Source organism: Enterobacter sp. MGH 37 (assembly GCF_000534515.1).
Classification (GTDB): Bacteria; Pseudomonadota; Gammaproteobacteria; order Enterobacterales; family Enterobacteriaceae; genus Enterobacter; species Enterobacter kobei.
Genome location: NZ_KI973206.1, coordinates 421,303 through 439,831 on the forward strand (window position 1 = coordinate 421,303; position 18,529 = coordinate 439,831).

General features: G+C 52.0%; 13 protein-coding genes and 2 pseudogenes. 2 read left to right on the top strand and 13 right to left on the bottom strand.

Going from position 1 to position 18,529, the window contains the following annotated elements; all coding sequences use genetic code 11:
• Window position 1: 1 nt before the first annotated feature.
• The 8 genes and pseudogenes from L383_RS26555 to L383_RS09105 form a co-directional block, all read right to left on the bottom strand.
• Window positions 2–503: pseudogene (locus tag L383_RS26555) on the bottom strand (IS1 family transposase).
• Complete coding sequence (locus L383_RS26400) at window positions 422–697, bottom strand: IS1-like element transposase (RefSeq protein WP_000179213.1); 276 nt, start codon at window positions 695–697, stop codon at window positions 422–424. The pseudogene L383_RS26555 and the gene L383_RS26400 overlap by 82 nt, the downstream one beginning before the upstream one ends.
• Window positions 698–862: 165 nt before the next feature.
• Window positions 863–1,996, bottom strand: coding sequence for a glutathione-independent formaldehyde dehydrogenase (locus tag L383_RS09130; RefSeq protein ID WP_017384068.1), 1,134 nt, complete (start codon window positions 1,994–1,996; stop codon window positions 863–865).
• Between the two features lie 334 nt (window positions 1,997–2,330).
• A protein-coding gene (locus tag L383_RS0124135; protein ID WP_085949497.1) for an IS3 family transposase occupies window positions 2,331–3,478 on the bottom strand; the annotation gives its coding sequence in 2 pieces (ribosomal slippage) (window positions 2,331–3,241 and window positions 3,241–3,478; 1,149 coding nt in all).
• Between the two features lie 90 nt (window positions 3,479–3,568).
• A complete protein-coding gene (locus L383_RS09120; RefSeq protein ID WP_017384060.1) occupies window positions 3,569–3,997 on the bottom strand; it encodes a hypothetical protein in 429 nt (142 codons plus the stop codon).
• Between the two features lie 3 nt (window positions 3,998–4,000).
• Complete coding sequence (locus L383_RS09115; protein WP_017384059.1) at window positions 4,001–6,118, bottom strand: hypothetical protein; 2,118 nt, start codon at window positions 6,116–6,118, stop codon at window positions 4,001–4,003.
• Window positions 6,106–7,872: a hypothetical protein gene (locus tag L383_RS09110; protein WP_007897920.1), complete on the bottom strand. Its 1,767-nt coding sequence runs from the start codon at window positions 7,870–7,872 to the stop codon at window positions 6,106–6,108. The genes L383_RS09115 and L383_RS09110 overlap by 13 nt, the downstream gene beginning before the upstream one ends.
• Window positions 7,859–9,106: a tyrosine-type recombinase/integrase gene (locus L383_RS09105; RefSeq protein WP_007897923.1), complete on the bottom strand. Its 1,248-nt coding sequence runs from the start codon at window positions 9,104–9,106 to the stop codon at window positions 7,859–7,861. The genes L383_RS09110 and L383_RS09105 overlap by 14 nt, the downstream gene beginning before the upstream one ends.
• Before the next feature lie 613 nt (window positions 9,107–9,719).
• Here L383_RS09105 and L383_RS09100 point away from each other — a divergent pair.
• Window positions 9,720–10,355, top strand: a complete 636-nt coding sequence (locus L383_RS09100; RefSeq protein WP_012477419.1) for a hypothetical protein — start codon at window positions 9,720–9,722, stop codon at window positions 10,353–10,355.
• A 135-nt stretch (window positions 10,356–10,490) separates the two neighbouring features.
• Here the strand turns inward: L383_RS09100 and L383_RS09095 are convergent.
• Window positions 10,491–11,666, bottom strand: a pseudogene (locus L383_RS09095) (YgiQ family radical SAM protein); the annotation flags it as partial.
• Window positions 11,667–11,866: 200 nt separating this feature from the next.
• On the opposite strand from L383_RS09095, the gene L383_RS09090 reads away from it, so the two are divergent.
• Entirely contained in the window at window positions 11,867–13,342 is a 1,476-nt protein-coding gene (locus tag L383_RS09090; RefSeq protein WP_014885240.1) for a TrkH family potassium uptake protein, read from the top strand.
• Window positions 13,343–13,374: 32 nt separating this feature from the next.
• Here L383_RS09090 and ftsP read toward each other — a convergent pair whose 3' ends face one another.
• The 4 genes from ftsP to L383_RS09070 form a co-directional block, all read right to left on the bottom strand.
• Window positions 13,375–14,787, bottom strand: coding sequence for a cell division protein FtsP (ftsP, locus tag L383_RS09085; protein WP_023331309.1), 1,413 nt, complete (start codon window positions 14,785–14,787; stop codon window positions 13,375–13,377).
• Window positions 14,788–14,845: 58 nt separating this feature from the next.
• A complete protein-coding gene (gene plsC, locus L383_RS09080) occupies window positions 14,846–15,583 on the bottom strand; it encodes a 1-acylglycerol-3-phosphate O-acyltransferase (RefSeq protein WP_014885242.1) in 738 nt (245 codons plus the stop codon).
• Between the two features lie 163 nt (window positions 15,584–15,746).
• On the bottom strand, window positions 15,747–18,005 hold the full coding sequence (gene parC / locus L383_RS09075) for a DNA topoisomerase IV subunit A (protein WP_023331310.1): 2,259 nt from the start codon (window positions 18,003–18,005) through the stop codon (window positions 15,747–15,749).
• A 118-nt stretch (window positions 18,006–18,123) separates the two neighbouring features.
• Window positions 18,124–18,525, bottom strand: a complete 402-nt coding sequence (locus L383_RS09070) for a YgiW/YdeI family stress tolerance OB fold protein (protein WP_014885244.1) — start codon at window positions 18,523–18,525, stop codon at window positions 18,124–18,126.
• Window positions 18,526–18,529: the final 4 nt, after the last annotated feature.

An 18,529-nucleotide genomic window follows, 5' to 3' on the forward strand; every position in this document is an offset into this window, starting at 1 on the left:
CTTATTGATAGTGTTTTATGTTCAGATAATGCCCGATGACTTTGTCATGCAGCTCCACCGATTTTGTGAGCGACAGCGACTTCCGTCCCAGCCGTGCCAGGTGCTGCCTCAGATTCAGGTTATGCCGCTCAATTCGCTGCGTATATCGCTTGCTGATTACGTGCAGCTTTCCCTTCAGGCGGGATTCATACAGCGGCCAGCCATCCGTCATCCATATCACCACGTCAAAGGGTGACAGCAGGCTCATAAGACGCCCCAGCGTCGCCATAGTGCGTTCACCGAATACGTGCGCAAACCGTCTTCCGGAGCCTGTCATACGCGTAAAACAGCCAGCGCTGGCGCGATTTAGCCCCGACGTATCCCCACTGTTCGTCCATTTCCGCGCAGACGATGACGTCACTGCCCGGCTGTATGCGCGAGGTTACCGACTGCGGCCTGAGTTTTTTAAGTGACGTAAAATCGTGTTGAGGCCAACGCCCATAATGCGGGCGGTTGCCCGGCATCCAACGCCATTCATGGCCATATCAATGATTTTCTGGTGCGTACCGGGTTGAGAAGCGGTGTAAGTGAACTGCAGTTGCCATGTTTTACGGCAGTGAGAGCAGAGATAGCGCTGATGTCCGGCGGTGCTTTTGCCGTTACGCACCACCCCGTCAGTAGCTGAACAGGAGGGACAGCTGATAGAAACAGAAGCCACTGGAGCACCTCAAAAACACCATCATACACTAAATCAGTAAGTTGGCAGCATCACCTGGCAGCTGAAAGTATGAATAATAACGCCCTGACAGGATATTTTATTGCACCCTGTCAAAAGTCATACATTCTTTCCCGGTTTTTGCTTTCTCATACCGGATAACTCTATTTAAGGCTTAAGGATAACCTTCGTCCATCCTTCATCCCGCTCATCGAAGTGCTTATATCCGGCAGGAGCCTCTTCAAGCGAAAGACGATGAGAAATTATTTTGCCCGGACTGGCTTTATCGTGATGGATGAGGCGAGACAGCTGACGGTTATAGGCCTTAACGTTCGCCTGGCCGGTACGGATTGCCTGTCCTTTAAACCAGAAACTCCCAAAATCAAATGGCATCTTACCCTCTCTGGCAAGCTCCGATTCAGCCCCCGGATCCTGAGGAATAAAGACGCCAACCACACCAATTCCCCCGGTTGCTTTCGTCGACGCAACAAGACTGTTCATGGTGACAGAGTTATCTTCATGGCCATGTTTGTTACAGCACTGATAGCCAACACATTCGCAGCCACAATCCGTACCGCGTCCATCCGTCAGGTCGAGAATTTTTTGTACAGCTTCATCGCCAGTAGCATTGATGCCCGTCGCCCCCATTTTTTCAGCCAGAGCCAACCGGTCTGTGTGCGTATCAACCACAAACACCTGTGAAGCACCTTTAATGATCGCCGAATGAGCTGCCATCAAACCGACCGGCCCCGCGCCATAAATGGCCACGCTTTCACCAGGCTTCAATCCGGCAAGTTCTGTTGCATGCCAGCCGGTAGGAAAAATGTCAGAGAGCATCACATAATCATCTTCTTTTTCTGCCGCATCAGGGGGAAGAACAAGGCAGTTAAAGTCGGCAAATGGCACCCGAAGCAGTTCCGCCTGCCCCCCCTCCCAGGGACCCATTTCAGCAAAACCATAAGCTGCGCCTGCCGAACCCGGATTGGTAGTGAGACAAAAGCCGGTCAGACCTTTTTCACAGTTTTCGCAAAAACCACATCCCACGTTAAACGGCAGACAAACATAGTCGCCCACCTTAATACGTTCAACGCCTGAGCCAATTTCGACCACTTCACCCAGGTTTTCGTGACCCAGAATCCGTCCCTGTTCAAAGCTGGTCCGGCCCTCATACATGTGCAAGTCCGACCCACAAATGTTGGTGGTGGTGATGCGGACGAGTACATCCGTGGGGCGGACAATTTTCGCATCCGGTACGTCTTTTACTTTTACATCATAAGGACCGTTGTAAATTACTGCTTTCATGATCTTCTCCTTCTTGCGTGCGGAAAGGAAATGCTGCCCGGCGGATTGGGGTATCAATCGAGTTTAGCTGCCATAACAGATCTCGCGATCGGCGAAAGGACGATTAGGATGTTTCTTAACTAAGTGCATTGAAGTCTGTAAGACAGGTACTTACCGATGAAGGCTGCCTGGAAAACGTAAAAACATCACACGTTAATCCGGTTTTTTTAAGCAGGCAGGGGATTACGGACAGCTTTGAGCGAGAAGCGGATAAAGTAAATCTATCTCATTTCTGCATTGTGCCAGAAGTAGACATAGGTGAATTAGGTAACCCTAGTGAATCGCCACGGATAATCTAGACACTTCCGAGCCGTTGATAATACTGGTTTTCATATTCTGTCGGTGACATCTGTTCGCTAGAACCATGCCGACGCTTACTGTTATAAAACATTTCGATGTAATCAAAAATATCACTGCGGGCTTCTTCCCGCGTTCCGTAGATCTTTTTCTTTATCCGTTCACGTTTCAACAACTGGAAAAAACTTTCTGCAACCGCATTATCATGGCAGTTACCGCGACGGCTCATGCTACCCTCCAGGCCGTGTGATTTCAGGAACGACTGCCACTCATGGCTTGTGTACTGACTGCCCTGATCCGAATGAACCAGCACCTGTTTTTCGGGATTACGCCGCCATACAGCCATCAGCAGTGCGTTCAGGACAATGTCCTTTGTCATCCGGGATTGCATGGACCAGCCGATAATTTTGCGTGAGAACAGATCAACAACAACGGCAAGATACAGCCAGCCTTCGTGGGTCCTGATGTAGGTTATGTCCGTTACCCAACGCTCATCAGGAGCATCCGGATTGAACTGTCGCTGGAGCCTGTTGGGTGACACGATACTGGCCTCGCCTTTACGTGCCCGCGGGCTTCGGTATCCGACCTGAGCCTTTATTCCGACACGTTTCATCAGTCTCCAGACTCTGTTTACTCCGCACTGTTGCCCGCTGTCACGCAGATCCAGATGGATTTTGCGATAACCATAGACGCATCCCGATTCCAGCCAGAACTGTTTAATCTGTCCTGTCAGTCTCAGGTCTGCCTGATGGCGTTGTGAATGCGGCTGCTGAAGCCAGGCGTAAAAACCACTGGGATGAACATCCAGCACCCGACAGAGCAGGCGAACAGGCCAGCAACAGGAGTTGTCACGGATAAAGGCGTACCTCAGTCGGACAGCTTTGCGAAGTACGCCGCGGCTTTTTTTAATATGTCCCGTTCGTCGGTAACCCGTTTCAGCTCTTTCTGGAGACGGCGGATCTCGGCCTGAGCATCTGACTGTTCTTTATTAGTGGAAGAATCCGGACCGTACTTCTTTATCCAGGCATAAAGGCTGTGGGTGGTGATATCGAGACGTGTTGCAACGCTGGCAACAGAATAACCGCGATCAACAACCTGTTTGACTGCTTCAGTTTTAAACTCTTCAGGATAACGCTTACCGCTCATGGGCACCTCTCTTTAAGTCATCTTAAATGACTCTGAGGTGTCTGTTAAACGCGTGGCGATTCACCTCGCGTCCTTCCGTTCAGTATAGCCTCAGTCCCTGACACCACCCGAGAACGGAATGACGTCCCCTTTCTCCCTCCCGGTGTTGCGTTCAAGCTCCCTGACATACTGCTGTAAAAGTATAAGGTTATGTAACAGCTCTACATTTTCAGCCATCATCTTTTTGATTTCTTCCCTCAGCTCATTTCTCTGACGGCGATACTTTTCTTTCAGCTTGATCTGCTGCTCAATGCCCTGCTCATCAACCGGCGCGGTGCCCTGGCACGTTTTTTTCAGACTGCGGATAGCCTCCCTGACCTGCCTGTACTCAGGACAGTTATAATTCAGGGTGCCGTTTGCCAGCCCCGCTCGTTTTTCCACAGCATACTGGCTGATACGCTCCCCTGATAACATCAGTTCCCTCAGGGCCTGCTCTGCTCTTGCCTGTGTTTTTTTAACCCCCGACTGTTCGTTCGTCATGCTCTATTCATCCTTTTCAAAAAAGCGGACAGCATCTGCATAAAAATCTCTCTCAAGCATCAGAAAATCCCTGTCAGCCTGAGGAGCATTATTTCGCACGGCAATCTCCAGAAGGTTGTCATAATGAGCCATCCTGCGTTTCCACACGGGAACAGAATCAGCTCCGGCCAGCATGTTCTCACATCCCGGATTGCAGGACGCTGACTGAACAACCGCCTTAAACTCGCAGTCATGGCCATTCATGCAATAAAAACCGTTTCCAAGAGATACCAGTTTTTGCCCGCCTCGTTTAGCCATGCTCATCGCTTTTTTCAGTGTAGGAAACGTCATCTGATGTAAGTGCCCACCTCTCTGGGACATCAGTAACTTCCCGCCTTCGCCATAAAGCAGGCCTTCATGCTGATAAGAAACAGCCCTGGAAGCTGAGAGTTCGGTATCAACCCTTTCAATCTCGGCAGCGAATGCCTGAGGGATCGCCCGGCTAAAATGCGAAGCGTTGAGTGCACCGGACATATACCACTCCGTCATGCCTCTGATTAAGTGCTTAAACTGCCGGATAAGATCATTAGTAGAAATCAGATCAAGACGCCTGAGGTGTACAGCAAGTGAACGGCGAAACTGATGGGTTCGCAATGGCCAGAAAGCCCCCTCCCGAATCTCCATCGCAACGCGTTCATCATCACGTATGTTTGGATTTAAAAGCCTGAACTCATCAATATGGTCACGTCGGATGAACAGATGGTGTCTTTTCACAAATTTCTTTGCCCACTCAGTCTGGCGCTGCGTCCCCATAAAAGAGAGTTTTTGCTCCGAGAACCACGACCTGATATTTAAAGACAATGGAACATTGTCCAGCGTCTTCCCGTCCAGGCCTGTCATGATTTGATTAATTCTGCGTAAATGCTGAAAAGGCTTTTCCACATAGCGACAAACAACCCAGTCTTCGTGACTTCCACCTTCCGGGGCGAACTTATGCAACACCGAACGAAGTCCCAGGATATCACCATCATAAATCAGTGAACCGTGCATCACGCCAAGCACTTCGCTGTGTCTCATCCCCGACATGGCCTGTATCACATTCATGACTTTTAACGTCAGCTCAAAATGCCAGGTGTTCAGCTTTATGTGATCAACGCCAATAAAATCAGATCTCCAGCGCTTATTTTTATGTACCGAGAACCAGCCCTGCATCCCGGGGCCAAGTGTCGCGAAAAGCGCCCGAATTTCCCCGGCAACAATATTGTAGTAATACGCGGCCCGGTAATCCGGTATGCTTTTTGCTGTCCCTCTTTTACGGGCTTCCAGCATCGACGTATAGTAAGGCGAATCATAAAAACCGTTTATGATAGCGCACAGCCGGGAAAACCCGTCAAAATCGAAATCACTGATTTCAGCATCCAGTTCAGTAATCAGCCCTTCCCAGACAGACATCATAAGACTGAAAGGCATACAATATGTCTGGTTTGAATCATCCACACTGTTGTAACTGTCGAAGCTAATATCAGGAAAGTAACCGTATTTTCGAAGACGGGTATGACCTGTCAGCGAGATATCCGCCAGGTCCATAAAGTAATTACGTAATGTTCTTTCAGAACGCTTCCTGCCGTGCTCATCCTCCTCCTTCATCTTTACAATGAAAGCATTCCGGACAAGCGGAAAACGAAGCTGAAACAGACTGCGATACCCCATAGACTCAATAATACGGGCTCCCGCCACAATGTTTGCACATTTCCGGATCAGTGACTGCGTCTTCGCGGTCCTGCCGACAATCCAGAGCAGGCTGGCTGAGATGATTTTGGCTTCAAGACGCAGTTCAGGATCCCGTATGCCTGAAAAATTAACGGTTCTTAACGTTTCACCAATATGGGTTCTGACATAGCGATTGGTCCAGACATCATCCCTGAAATAAATATTCAGCGTCTCCTCATTGATAAAACGCATATCATGTTCATCTGAGCTGGCGATAACCAGGCAGTTATTCAGACGTTCAAAGCTTTTGTTTTCTAGTGCCTCACAGATGATATCCTCAGTCGGAAACTCATCCCCTGAACGAAGCGGCGTTCCGGCAGGAAACTCCGCCATTCGACTACGGCTTACCTCTTTTTTCTTCAAATCTGCCATACCGGAGCCACACCTTCTCGCTGAAGTTTAACGCGCGCTTTTTTCAGGGTCGCCTCATCTACCAGCCCAAGCCGTAAATCAATCTTCAGGAGTAACGTTTCATAACGCTCCACAGCATTGACCGAACCGATGTACAACGGTTTTCCATACTCGATAGCATGCCTGAATGACAGCAGGAGCCATACAGACTCCAGCGTTTCCACAACGCAACTTTTTGAACATTCGACACAATGAGAAAAATCCGCACAAGCCTTTGGTGTCCGGCCAAATCGTTTTTGCTTTTTTATAAAGCGCAATTCAATATCTGTAGGCGGCTCCTGCGATCGACATCCCAGGCCATTCAATAAAAGATCCACACCCTCATCGCTTCCACGCAGATCGATCCCCAGCTCATCAGCAACTTTTACCCGCTCGGATAACGCACGTGTCGCAATCCCCTGATTCATAAGCGTATCAAGTGCAGCACTGAAGTTTTCCTTCGCCCCCTGTGGGTTACCTGCAGCATAATTCCGCCTGTAAGTGCCCCAGTTATGCTGTGCTTTTTCCGCCGTAATCAGACCATTCTTTAATGTTCTGTCCGTATACTGCTCAGACGTTTTGCGCAAGCCAGAAACGGTAATTGATGGAAGCGAGGGATTAAGCTGCCGCATCGTGGCCCACGCCCCCTCAGAGTTAGAAAATTTAGTCAGATGACTGGGATTAAGAGAATAAAGCTTACGGAATTTCACCTGCGGCTCACTCAGAAACAGCGCCTGTACCGGAGGGAAGTTATCTGCGGAAACCAGATAGTTAACGATGTCGTCCCTGAGCCTGATAAAAGACAGAAACCAGTAATAGCCCGCACGTTTGGTCACATACTCCGATTTACCTATCGTCAGACGTATATACTTATTCGCTCTCCCCTTATAAACATAATCAGTGCTGATACCCTTTTCATCCAGATGTATATCATCCCGCGTCAGACCCAGAACCTGAGAGGTGTTTCCCCATGTGTGGTAACAGAACAGAAAAAAAGAAGTAAGAAAGTAATTTTCCAGAACGTCCCTGATGATGATCTCTGCCCTGCTGACCCCGTTCTCTCCCGGATACCGGAAATACGCTTCATAAACAGGTGCCAGCAAAGACGGTGAGAAATGCCGCACCCCTTTTTCCGATTTAGCGATATGCTCCCGGATACATCCCGCAAGGAACTCATTCATGGATGACAACTGCCTCAGGATCTCGGAAAGTTCATTCCTGGTATAGCTATCCCTTCCCTGCTGCTGATACGTTCCTTTCGGTAAGAATTCATATTCATACCGCCTCTGAATCTGCCCGCCCGTAAGCAAAAACCGGTTGACCACGGACAAGTAGTGTCTTGCCATCCTGACTGAAATTTTTCGCCGACGAATATCGTTCATGAGATGTTTAATATACATTTCAACGCCTTCAGCCGTGCCATAGTCATACTGATTGACTGACTGCCATATAAAAAACATATTGAGATAACGGAAAATGGTTAACCTTCCGGCGGGACGGTAAGACAGAAGAAATCGTTTCAGAGAGGCAATAAAATCGCGTTTTTCAGGGCGGGCAAGATGCGAATGTTCACTAAACCATCCGGGGAGCAACACATAATCTGAAAAATGAGCCTGAAGATAAACGTCAAGTAAATAATATCGGTTCAGATCCCGCTGAGTGATGTGTCCGCTGACCGTCTCCCATGACAGCACATTTTCGGCCATCCACGTTATCTGCGTTTCACTCCGGCTCATATATGGCTCCATCGCGACCTGCAGCACCGTCAATCAATGCGTCCATGACCCCGGCGACTGCATCAGAAATCTGGTTTTGCTGAAGAAAGACGATGTATTTCATCGTCGTATTTTCGCTTTTATGGCCCATCCAGTATTTTACTGTACCCAGCGCATTTGCGGCCTGATCGGGATAGCAACTCAGTGCCGAGCGTAAAAAATGGGTCGCAAACGTTGCCCGCAAATCATGGGGTTTATGTCTGAACACATTTCCCGGAGCAGACCGGGCCAGGCGATGGCGAAAACTGTACCAGCGGGAGTAAAAGGCTTTTTCAGACATCCGTTTCCCGTTTGCCATTAAAAATAAAGGCTCGTGCCGCCCTTCCCCACCCTGTCGTGCACGCCATTTTTGGATCTTCTTTTCATACTCCTCATCCGCCAGATAATCCAGAACCTGCTCGTACAATCGTCTGGTGATGAAGAGTTCTCGCGTCATCCCAAACTTCGTATGAACTCCGCATCTCGGACCAATATGAAGCCCCCTGATGGTCAACTCAGATACAGGGACACTGGCAAGGTACTCTTCAGTAAAGAGTGACGACGGCAGGGTCAGCATTTCATCCAGCCGTAGCCCACAATTTTTCATCAGCACAATCATTAAACTGAACAACCCGGACTCAGATTTCAGTGCCTCATCCAGGATATGAACCTCTGCATCATTCAGTGGGTTGATTGTCCTTTTTGTTGTGCTGGTTATCCTGATGGCAAGATCCGAACTTATCACCTTGCGTCGCCCGTCAACGACTTTTTCGACCAACGTAAAAAATGAGCTGGCAGCCAGCTCACCACACTTGCCCAGAAATACGTAAAACCGTCGGATAACGCTGATGTACACCGCCGCGGTGGATGAGGCGATGCGCCCCTGCCTTACGGCCCCCAGAAGATACTCCCTGAAGCCATATGTAGGGCTTTGGTATTTCAACGTTCCCGGGGTGAAAGGGTCAAGTCCGTTATCCTCCAGCCACCTTATCCAGCGTAAAAATGCCCGGGCTAAAGGCTTTAAATCCCTGGCCTGCAGGATAGCTTTATCCATAAGATAAAAGTGTACATATCGGCTCAGTTTTCGATTCTGGATGCCGCTAATATAAGGTATTTCAGCATACAGAAATCCGGGTTCAAATTTCAGTTTCGGCTCTGTTGCATCCAGTTTGCTGACACGCCCATAACGCGCATGAATGTTAGTGATTATCCTCACAGTCTGTCGCCCTGAAACGCCACCTCATGCCTACACTATAAATCCGGAAGAAGAAAAAACAAACAACCAGGTTGCCGGGAGTGAATATGCAAATCAGGAGGAAAGTAAAAGATGTAACGACACCATCACGATGCAATACATTGACCTCAACACGTTACCCGGACCATACGTGATAAACATCACAAATCCTTTGAGTGAAGAACTTAAGATGTGATTTTCATTTCCCGGCACAAACCGTGCCCTTAAAAAACAGGCAACGGATACATCTTAATGCCAGAAGTAAACCTTAATTGATTGAATACAGCCTGAGTCCATTGCAAAAATAACACACAGGGTAAATTCGCATATACAGAACCCAACGAAAAGCAAAAGAAACCTGTAACACATTTCGTTTACCTGTCACTTTCAATTGTAAAAGCCAGCAGAAAAAGCGCATATAACTATATTTATCCCTGCGGGGACTTTTGTTTGTGCTATATATTTTTTACAGAGAACCGCAACGCGTCCAAACACAAGAATATATTTACCTCTGGAAAATGGTCTGACTCCCTTTCACGTGGTTGTAGTGACCTGTTCTGTGATTCATGTAATGTCTTTTCTGGATGAGGAAAATATGTCATCACTGATATTTTATACAGACGAAGCACAAGCACTGATTGTAACAGATACCCTTGCCGTCACCGATAATGGGGAGCCGTTATCTTTTGTTTCCAAAGCAGGTTACATCCCCCAGCTAAGAACCATCATAGCAGGAACGGGGGCAGGTGGATTTTCTAACACCTGGTTGCTTGAAGCATCAACCAGAATGGTCGTATCAGGTATACAAAATCTCAATTATCATACATCGGCCTGTCTAAGGAGGCTGTGGAAACAATACAAGCATGACCATGCAATTCCCTCTTCTTCAACGGTGACAACCAGTGTTTATCAGTTCGCAATTTGCGAGGAAACAGGAAATATCGTTTCGTTCGCCTATCGCTCAGTCCATGATTTCGAATCAGAGCAATTACAATACGGAACAGGAGTAAAACCTGAGTGCCAAATCTTGGATGGGGATTTGTTGCAGACAATTCCTGTAATGATGAATGAACAAAGGGCTATACAGGCGACATACCCACACCCGGAACGGATCCATATTGGCGGTGAGATGATTGCGCATTATCTGACATCATCTATGTATCAATGCTTTAAGATTGGGGAATTTGAGGATTTCAGAACTCAGGGAGAGTATATATTGAGCAGGATTTAGGCAAAACGCGGTTCAGATAAAGTGCTTTTAACAGGCTTGCTGAACATTAAAAGGATATCTCTCAATTACGATGAATAGCTTGAATTCTAAAAATAGAAAAGTAGAGTTTAACTCTAAATACATAAAAACAAGAGTAAATGAACACCCGCCGAAGCAGCCGCGCATGATGTTGATCGAGAAACGGATCATCTCATACGCCGGGATACGGGCGTTGCCGTACGCCGGATGCGGCACGCGCTTGTACGGCAGCGCAAAGACGCTGTCCATCTCTTCGGTGGAGAGCGGGATCGCTGGCGGGTTGATCCAGATAAAGCGCTCGCCGTGCTTCTGCATTAACGCGCGGGCACAGCCCGGGTTGGTTTCGTGGTGCAAAATACGGGACGCATGGGCGTAGAGAACTTTGTCAGCCTTCACCTTCTCGTAAGACGGCAGCAGCACGTAGGTTTTTTCCCACGGTTTCGGGCGCGGCGGCTGCACGACAATCGCCTTTGCTTCCGCTTTCTTTGGCTCAACCGGTTTATTATCCGCACACGGCAAATCTTCGCCGTACGGGTGTGGGATAGGATCGATTTTGCCCGGCATATCAATGATGCGGGAATCCACCCCGCTCCAGCCCGGCAGCGCCTCTTTCACCATGATGGCGGTATTGCGCACGTCGCGGATGCTGCTCACCGGTTCACCCTGCGAGAGACGATGCGCCACTTCCACCAGCGGACGTTCACCGTTGCCGTAAATCAGCATATCGGCTTTGGAATCCACCAGCACCGAGCGGCGAACGGTATCTGACCAGTAGTCGTAATGCGCGGTGCGGCGCAGACTCGCCTCAATGCCACCCAGGATCACCGGCACGTCTTTCCAGGCTTCTTTACAGCGCTGGGTGTAGACGAGGGTAGCGCGGTCCGGACGTTTGCCCGCCACGTTATCCGGCGTATAGGCATCGTCATGGCGCAGCTTACGGTCGGCGGTATAGCGGTTGATCATCGAATCCATGTTGCCCGCGGTCACGCCGAAGAACAGGTTCGGTTTACCCAGACGCATAAAGTCGTCTTTGCTGTTCCAGTCAGGCTGGGAGATGATCCCCACACGGAAGCCCTGCGCTTCGAGCATACGGCCGCAGATGGCCATGCCGAAACTCGGATGGTCAACATAGGCATCGCCTGTGACCAGAATGATATCGCAGCTGTCCCAGCCAAGTTGGTCCATCTCTTCCCGGGACATCGGCAGGAACGGCGCCGGTCCAAAGCAGGCCGCCCAGTACTGGGGCCAGGAGAAGAGGTCACGATCCGGCTGGATCAGGGAAATGGCGCTCATAATGCTTCCGAAGAAAAAATAGACAAAAGGAGCGGGATTATACGCTGTTCATCCATCCAATTTGAAGAAAAGGATGCAGGAAGCAGACATAAAATCGCGGAAGTCGTTAAAATACAGCGCCCTGTTAATTTTGCATCATAATTACCCCTGACGCCTCCGGTTCTCTGCCGCCGGGAGGCATTCTGGCGTGGAGTTTCCGTGTGAAGTTCAACGATTCGTTACATGTGTCTCAACTGCGGGTTGTGCTCCACCTCTGCGGTTTCCTGGTTCTGCTGTACAGCCTTTCAATGCTGCCGCCGATGGTCATTGCCCTGCTGCACAAAGAGCGGACCTACTTTGCGTTTTTAACCACGTTTCTGACCTTTTTCAGCCTCGGGGGGTTAACCTGGCGGGCGACCCGTCACGCTGGCATACAGCTGCGCACCCGTGACGGTTTCGTGATCATTGTGCTGTTCTGGCTGCTGTTTTCAGTGATCAGCGCCATGCCGCTCTGGATGGATGATGGTCTGCATCTCTCTTTTGCGGATGCGCTCTTCGAAGGGGTGTCCGGAATCACCACCACCGGGGCAACGGTGATCGGGGACGTCAGCGCCCTGCCTAAGTCGTACCTTTATTATCGCGCCCAGCTCAACTTCATTGGCGGGTTAGGCGTCATCGTGCTGGCCGTCGCGGTACTGCCGCTGCTGGGCATCGGGGGCATGAAGCTGTATCAGTCAGAAATGCCCGGGCCGTTCAAAGAGGAGCGCCTGACGCCCCGGCTTGCCGATACTGCGCGTACCCTGTGGCTGACCTATTTCGCGCTGGGCGTGACCTGCACGCTGGCCTACTGGCTGGCGGGGATGCCCGTTTTTGACGCCATCTGTCACGGGCTTTCAACTGTGTCACTGGGCGGGTTTTCTACCCGCAGCGAGAGCATTGGCTTTTATGACAGCCACGCAATTGAACTGGTTGCCGGGGCTTTTTCGCTGCTTTCTGCCTTTAACTTTACCCTCTGGTACGTCGCCATTGTCAGACGCACCCTGAAACCGATCCGCCGCAGCCCGGAGGTCAAATTCTTTCTCAGTGCCGCCGCGGTGATTATCCTCATCACCGCCTGGCAGGTCTGGCATGCGGGAATGTACAACCCGACGGATAGCCTGGTACACGCATTCTTCCTTGCCAGCTCGATGATGACCGATAACGGTCTCGCGACGGCCGACTATGCCCAATGGCCTGCCCACACCATCTTTTTACTGTTGAGCGCCAGCTTCTTTGGTGGCTGCGTCGGCTCGACCTGCGGCGGGATCAAAGCGCTGCGTTTTCTCATTATGTTTAAGCAGAGTATTCAGGAGATGAATCAGCTGGCCCATCCGCGCGCGCTGCTGAGTATTAAGGTGGGCAAAAGCGTGGTGAATGAACGCGTTCTGCGTTCGGTATGGAGCTTCTTTTTTCTCTACGTGATGATTACCGGATTTTTTGTCTGGGCGCTTAATCTGATGGGCTATGACCTGTTTACGTCATTCGCCACGGTTGCCGCCTGTATCAACAATATGGGACTGGGTTTTGGCGAGACAGCATCAACGTTTGGCACCTTAACCGAAGGGGCAAAACTGCTGATGTGCGCGGCGATGATCTTAGGGCGTCTGGAAATCTACCCGGTGCTGATTCTGTTCTCGCGCTTTTTCTGGCGGGCATAACACATTCCCGGCGAACCGGGAATGTCAGGGGGTTATGGCGCGGGGTTGATCAACATCTGCCCCACTGAGCCCCTGTCCATCATCTCCAGCGTCTGGCTATGGAACAGGAACGGGAAGTGCGGCCACGAAGGCTGGCCATAGTAGACAAGCAGTTCGACCTGACCATCCACCCAGACGGTATCTTTCCAGCCGCGATCTTCCGGGAACGGCATCGCACCGTTGACGTTACGGATCAGGAAGGACACCCCTTCAATATGGAACGACTGCGGCATATCTGAACGAACCGTCCAGCGCTCCCAGGTGCCCTGCTGGGCGGTGATGTCGATACGGTTGACGTCCCACAGCGCGCCGTTGATGCCCGGATCGTCGCCCAGGCTGATATCACGGCTGCGCACCGGCGAACCGCCCATGATCTCCTGCGGCAGCAAACGCATCGGCAGGCTATCGGTGACCAGCGGCAGCAGGCCGGTTGGACGCAGGGTTAACACCAGCGTGGAGACCAGAATGCTCGACGGCTCGAAGAACCCGCGAATACGGTCAACAATGCTCGCGGCTTCGCCACAGGTGACAGAGACTTCATCCCCGTTGGTCATATCAACCAGAATTTCCCGACGTTCCCCCGGCGCCAGCGCCAGTTGCTTAACGGAGACCGGCGCAGGTAAAAAGCCCTGGTCACCGGAGATCACGTGGAGCGGGCGGCCATCGCTCATCTGCAGCTGATAACGACGGGAGTTAGAGGCATTAAGCAAACGCAGACGCACCCAACCGCGGGAAACTTCGACATACGGGCTTTGCGCACCGTTTACCAGCAGCGTATCGCCAACAAAGCCACCGCTCCCCGGCTCGCTGTACTCCGGCGTGCCAAAGTTATCCAGGCGCTTGTCCTGAATAATGATCGGGAAATCATCCACGCCGTAGTGGTTCGGGATCGGCAGCGACTTGCTGACCTCATCTTCCACCAGCCACATCCCGGCCAGACCGTTATAGACCTGCTGCGCCGTGCGGTTAGGCGTGTTGGCGTGATACCACAGCGTTGCCGCGCTCTGGCGGATCGGCAGGACGGGTGCCCAGTCGGCGTTGGGAGACATCATGCGCGCCGCGCCACCGATCAGCGGGCCTGGAACCTGTAAACCGCTGATGGTCATGGCAACATTTTCAGTGGTGCGGTTGCTGTAAATGAGCTTAACGTCATCGCCGTTCCACACGCGAACGGTTGGCCCGAGGTAGCGCCCGTTAATGCCCCATACCTGCGCGCGCGTGCCCTGGGTAAAGGACCAGTGGCTGCGCTGTAGCGTCAGAAATAGCGGCTGGCCGCGACGGGATTCAATCAACGGCGGAATGGGTAGCGGCTGTTGCTGCCCGGCGGCGCTGGCTGTCAGCGGCATCGCACCCGCACAGAGGGCAATCCCCGAAGCCTGAATAAACTGACGCCGACTGAGTGACATATAAGCTCCATCTGAAACGACTAACAACGCGGGAATTCGTTTTCCCTTTAACGCCGGATTAAATCTTACCGGCGGCTTCTCTTTCTGCGACTTCTTTGTCCAGCTGCGCAATACGCTGAGCCATCAGCTCGCGGCAATGTGCTGCCAGCTCGCGTACCTGGTCTTTACCGTATTTGCTGGTATCGACAGGCGGCAACATTTCGACAATCACCAGACCATTATTCAGGCGGTTAAGATTAATCTTATTCGAAGTATTGGAAACGCACACAGGAATAATTGGAACACCCGCCGCAATTGCGGCATGAAAAGCGCCCGTTTTAAACGGCAGCAGGCCACGCCCACGGCTACGCGTCCCTTCCGGGAACATCCAGATGGATATTTTGCGCTTTTTAAAATGATTCACCACTTCCGCAATGGTGCTGTGTGCTTTTGCGCGGTTATTACGATCGATCAGCAGGTTACCGGTCAGCCAGTACAACTGGCCAAAAAACGGGATCCACAGCAGGCTCTTTTTCCCCACCGTCACGGTCGGCGGCAGAACGATATTGGAGGCCGTCACCATATCGTAGTTGTTTTGATGGTTGGCGATATAGATGGCATTACCGAAGTTCTCTGCCCCTTCAGGCAGGCGTTTCTCAACCTTCAGACCAAACAACGGTGCAAGGCGGCCGAACATATGGCCGAAGGTGGCAACGTGCTTAGGATTGCGCGGGCTGAACAGGCAATAAATTGAGCCGAAAACACAGACCAGAATACAGTAGATAACGGTAAGAATAAGACGAACAATATATAGCATAGCGACCTCTGAAGCCCCAACAGCTGACAATTATACTTCACCTGTGGCCAGGTAAGGACTTTATTACGAGCGCGTATTGTTAATCGCAACGCACGAATTAACAACGATTTTACGGGAAATTTTATTGAACTTCCCCCTCCGGACGGAGGGGGATATCACGAGACTACTCTTCGCTGTCACCCGCGCTGCTGCGCGCCGGTGAATCTATCTCCACACGGTCGATACGCTGCAGGCCGCGCATCAGCGAACCGCGACGACCGCGTTCACCCACCACTTTCTGCAGCTCTTCCGGGCGCAGTTTGATCTTACGCTTGCCAACATGAATGGTCAGCGTGCTCTGCGGCGGCAGCAGGAAGAGGTGCGCCAGACCATCTTCACCTTTCGCGGCTTCCGCCGACGGGATGTTGATGATCTTGTTGCCCTTCCCTTTCGACAGCTCCGGCAGGTCGCTGACCGGGAACATCAGCATGCGTCCGGCGGAGGTGATCGCCAGCAGCATATCGCTTTCGTTCTCGATCACCAGCGGCGTCATCACGCGAGCGTTGTCCGGCAGGCTAATCAGCGCTTTACCGGCACGGTTACGCGACACAAGATCGTTAAAGGTACAGATAAAGCCATAACCCGCGTCAGACGCCATCAGCAGCTTCTGGTCATCGGCCTCCATCAGCATATGATCAACCGTCGCCCCCGGCGGCAGCGTCAGCTTACCGGTAAGCGGTTCGCCCTGGCCGCGCGCGGAAGGCAGCGTGATCGGGTCGATGGCGTAGCTGCGACCGGTGGAGTCGATAAACGCCACCGGCTGGTTACTCTTGCCTTTCACCGCCGCTTTAAAGCTGTCTCCGGCTTTGTAGCTGAGACCCGGCGCGTCGATATCATGGCCTTTGGCGCTGCGCACCCAGCCGCTTTGCGACAGCACAATGGTCACCGGCTCGGAAGGCTGCATGTCATGCTCGTTCATCGCCTTCGCTTCTTCGCGCTCGTGCAGCGGAGAACGACGATCGTCGCCGAAAGCATCAGCATCCGCCTGCAGCTCTTTCTTCAGCAGGTTATTCATCTTGCGCTCGGACGCGAGGATCGCCTGCAGCTGATCGCGCTCTTTTTCCAGCTCGTTCTGTTCACCGCGGATCTTCATCTCTTCCAGTTTGGCGAGATGGCGCAGTTTCAGTTCGAGGATCGCTTCCGCCTGCGTCTCGCTGATGCCAAAGCGCGACATCAGGGCCGGCTTCGGCTCGTCCTCGGTACGGATGATCTCAATGACTTCGTCGATATTGAGGAACGCCACCAGCAAACCTTCGAGGATATGCAGGCGCTTCAGCACTTTCTCCAGACGATGGTTAAGACGACGGCGGACCGTATCGTGACGGAACGTTAGCCATTCGGAGAGGATCTCCAGCAGGTTTTTCACCGCCGGGCGTCCGTCAAGGCCGATCATGTTCAGGTTGATGCGGTAGCTTTTTTCCAGATCGGTGGTGGCAAACAGGTGGTTCATCACCTGCTCCATGTCCACGCGGTTGGAGCGCGGCACGATCACCAGACGGGTCGGGTTCTCGTGGTCAGATTCGTCGCGCAGGTCGTCCACCATCGGCAGCTTTTTATTGCGCATCTGGGAGGCGATCTGCTCCAGCACTTTCGCGCCGGAAACCTGGTGCGGCAGCGCGGTGATCACCACAGCGCCGTCTTCTTTATTCCACACCGCGCGCATGCGCACGGAGCCGCGACCGTTCTGGTAGATTTTGCGGATTTCCGCACGCGAGGTGATGATTTCCGCTTCAGTCGGATAATCCGGCCCCTGAACGATATCCAGCAGCTCGTCGAGCGACGTTTTAGGCTGCTCAATCAGGGTGATGGCGGCTTTCGCCACTTCACGCAGGTTGTGCGGCGGAATATCTGTCGCCATACCGACCGCAATACCGGTGGTACCGTTCAGCAGGATGTTTGGCAGACGCGCAGGCAGCATCTTCGGCTCCTGCATCGTACCGTCGAAGTTTGGCACCCAGTCAACGGTTCCCTGACCCAGCTCGCCCAGCAGCACTTCGGCATATTTAGAGAGACGAGATTCGGTATAACGCATCGCCGCGAAGGATTTCGGATCGTCCGGTGCCCCCCAGTTCCCCTGACCATCCACCAGCGGATAGCGGTAAGAGAACGGCTGCGCCATCAGGACCATCGCTTCATAACAGGCGCTGTCGCCGTGCGGATGGTATTTACCCAGCACGTCACCAACGGTACGGGCGGATTTCTTGAACTTGGCGGTGGCGTTCAGCCCCAGTTCGGACATCGCATAGACGATGCGGCGCTGAACCGGCTTCAGGCCATCCCCGATAAACGGCAACGCCCTGTCCATGATGACGTACATGGAGTAGTTCAGGTAGGCGTTTTCCGTGAATTCATGTAGCGCGAGGCGCTCTGCCATATCGCTCATTACGTGTGATTCCTCAACTCAGAAACCGATGGGTTTCAGGCAATATTGCCGCAGATACTACCCTATCTGACGAGTTGAGTCACAAAGAAAAAGGGCCGGGTGAGCGGCCCTTTTCGGGTTATTTGTTCAGCTTGATAACCTGCTTCACGTCGATTTCAAACTCGTTCCAGTCTTTGTCGACTTTACCCTGCAGCTCCACTTTATCCTGCGGGGTCACGGTCACGCCGTTCCAGCGCTTGTGGTCAATTTCGACCACCACCGTACCGGACTCATCGCGGAAGGTGTAGCGGTCATCGGACAGGCGCTCGGTAATGTTCCCGCGCAGCTTCACCCAGGCATCGTCCTTCAGATCTTTCACTTTAGCCGCGGTGGTGAGGTTAGCGTTGTTATCGACAAAACCGCCCTGCTGAGTTTGCGTCTGGGCCGGCGTGGCGGATGGGCCACTAAAACCGCCCTGAGCAGCAAAGACCGGCGCGGTGGTCATCATCATGATGGCAGCAATTGCAGCGAATTTTTTCATCGTA